At 70.7% G+C, this 1,764-nt stretch carries 3 protein-coding genes; all 3 read right to left on the bottom strand.

Annotated elements, in window-relative coordinates; all coding sequences use genetic code 11:
• The coding region (locus tag ACTIR_RS0113360; protein ID WP_026454662.1) for a PP2C family protein-serine/threonine phosphatase at window positions 1-806 on the bottom strand (806 nt) is incomplete at its 3' end.
• A complete protein-coding gene (locus tag ACTIR_RS0113355; protein ID WP_026454661.1) occupies window positions 803-1,273 on the bottom strand; it encodes an FHA domain-containing protein FhaB/FipA in 471 nt (156 codons plus the stop codon). The genes ACTIR_RS0113360 and ACTIR_RS0113355, both read right to left, overlap by 4 nt.
• Before the next feature lie 176 nt (window positions 1,274-1,449).
• Window positions 1,450-1,764, bottom strand: a 315-nt coding sequence (locus tag ACTIR_RS23245; RefSeq protein ID WP_034239950.1) for an FHA domain-containing protein, incomplete at its 5' end; no start/stop codon positions are given.

Below are 1,764 nucleotides of genomic sequence, written 5' to 3'. Positions count from 1 at the left end.
CGGGCCCGCGCGGCGGGGGAGTCGCCCGTGGGCGCCTCGTCCCGGCCGTCACCCGCGGCCCCACCCACGATCGGGGCGTCCTCGCCGAAGTCGACGTCGACGACGTCGGCGACGATCACCGTGACGTTGTCGGTGCCGCCGCCCTTGAGCGCCAGTTCGATCATCCGGTCCGCGCAGTCCTGCGGGTCCGGGATGCGCAGCGCCTCGGCGAGGTTCTCGTTGCTCACCATCCCGGACAGGCCGTCCGAACAGAGCAGGTACCGGTCGCCCGCCCGCGCCTCGCGCACGGTGACGCTGGGTTCCACCTCGTGCCCGGTCAGGGCCTTGAGCAGCAGCGACCGCTGGGGATGGGTCGCGGCCTCCTCCTCGGTGATGCGGCCCTGTTCGAGCAGTTCGTTGACGAAGCTGTCGTCCCGGGTGATCTGCGAGAACTGGCCGCCGCGCATCAGGTAGGCGCGGGAGTCGCCGACGTGCACGAGCCCGAGCCGCGATCCGGAGAAGAGCACGGCGGTGAGCGTGGTGCCCATGCCGTCCAGATCGGGATCCCCGGCGACGAGCTCCGAGATCGCCCGGTTGCCCTCGGTGACCGCGTCGCGGAGTTGGGTCACCAGGTCGTCGCCGGGTTCGTCGTCGTCGAGCGGGGCCAGCGAGGCGATGACGACCTTGCTGGCGACCTCGCCCGCGGCATGGCCGCCCATGCCGTCGGCGAGCGCGAGCAGGCGGGGGCCGGCGTAGACCGAGTCCTGGTTGTTCGAGCGGACCAGGCCACGGTCACTGCGGGCCGCGTAGCGTAGGACGAGAGTCATGGGCGGAGCTCGATCACCGTCTTGCCGATCCGGATGGGGACACCGAGTGGGACTTTCAGGGGTGTCGTGACCTTAGCCCGGTCCAGGTAGGTGCCGTTCGTCGAGCCCAGGTCTTCCACGTACCACTCGTCTCCTCGTAACGACAGCCGCGCGTGCCGTGTCGAGGCGTAGTCGTCGTCGAGCACCAGTGTGGAGTCGTCGGCCCGCCCGATCAGGATGGGCCGGCCGTCCAACGCGATCCGGGTGCCGGCCAGTGCGCCGTGGGTGACCACGAGTTGCCGCGGCAGCTTGCGCCGTCCCGGCGTGGGTCTGCTCTGCCTGCCACCGCGACGGAGGCCGGGGACGTTCACCCGCAGCCCCGACGCGGCGTAGAGATCCGAGCGCACCACCCGCAGTGCACCGAACACGAACAACCAGAGCAGGACCAGAAATCCCACTCTGGTGAGTTGTACGACCAGTTCCGGCACCTGTTGCGTCAGCTCCCGCCATCTCGCGCCCAGCCCGTGGCGCCCACTTTCGTCCGGTTCGTCGGACCGTCGTCGGCCCACAGGCCACCCACATCCCCGTCATTATGCGAGACACGGGTGTGCTGTGTGTGCGGTACGGCCGAGGACGGGCCGGGGGACGGCCTGACCCTGCCCGGTCAGCCCTGGGTCCGGAACACCAGGGACGAGTGCCCGACCCGGATGACGTCGCCGTCGGCGAGCTGCCAGGTCTGGATCGGGGTGCCGTTCACGGTCGTCCCGTTGGTCGAACCGATGTCGGCCAGGGTCGCGCTCTGGCCGTCCCAGGTGACCTCCAGGTGCCGCCGGGACACGCCCGTGTCCGGTAGCCGGAAGTCGGCGTCCTGGCCACGGCCGACGACGTTGCCGCCCTGCTTCAGCGAGTACGTGCGGTTCGACCCGTCGTCGAGCTGCAGCATCGCGGACAGCGGCCGGTTCGCGCCGGGAGGCATCCC

The sequence above is a fragment of the Saccharomonospora iraqiensis subsp. iraqiensis genome (genome assembly GCF_000430445.1).
GTDB lineage: Bacteria > Actinomycetota > Actinomycetes > Mycobacteriales > Pseudonocardiaceae > Saccharomonospora > Saccharomonospora iraqiensis.
The sequence above is the reverse complement of the archived record's forward strand: the minus strand, read 5'-3'. Positions and strand labels throughout refer to the sequence as shown.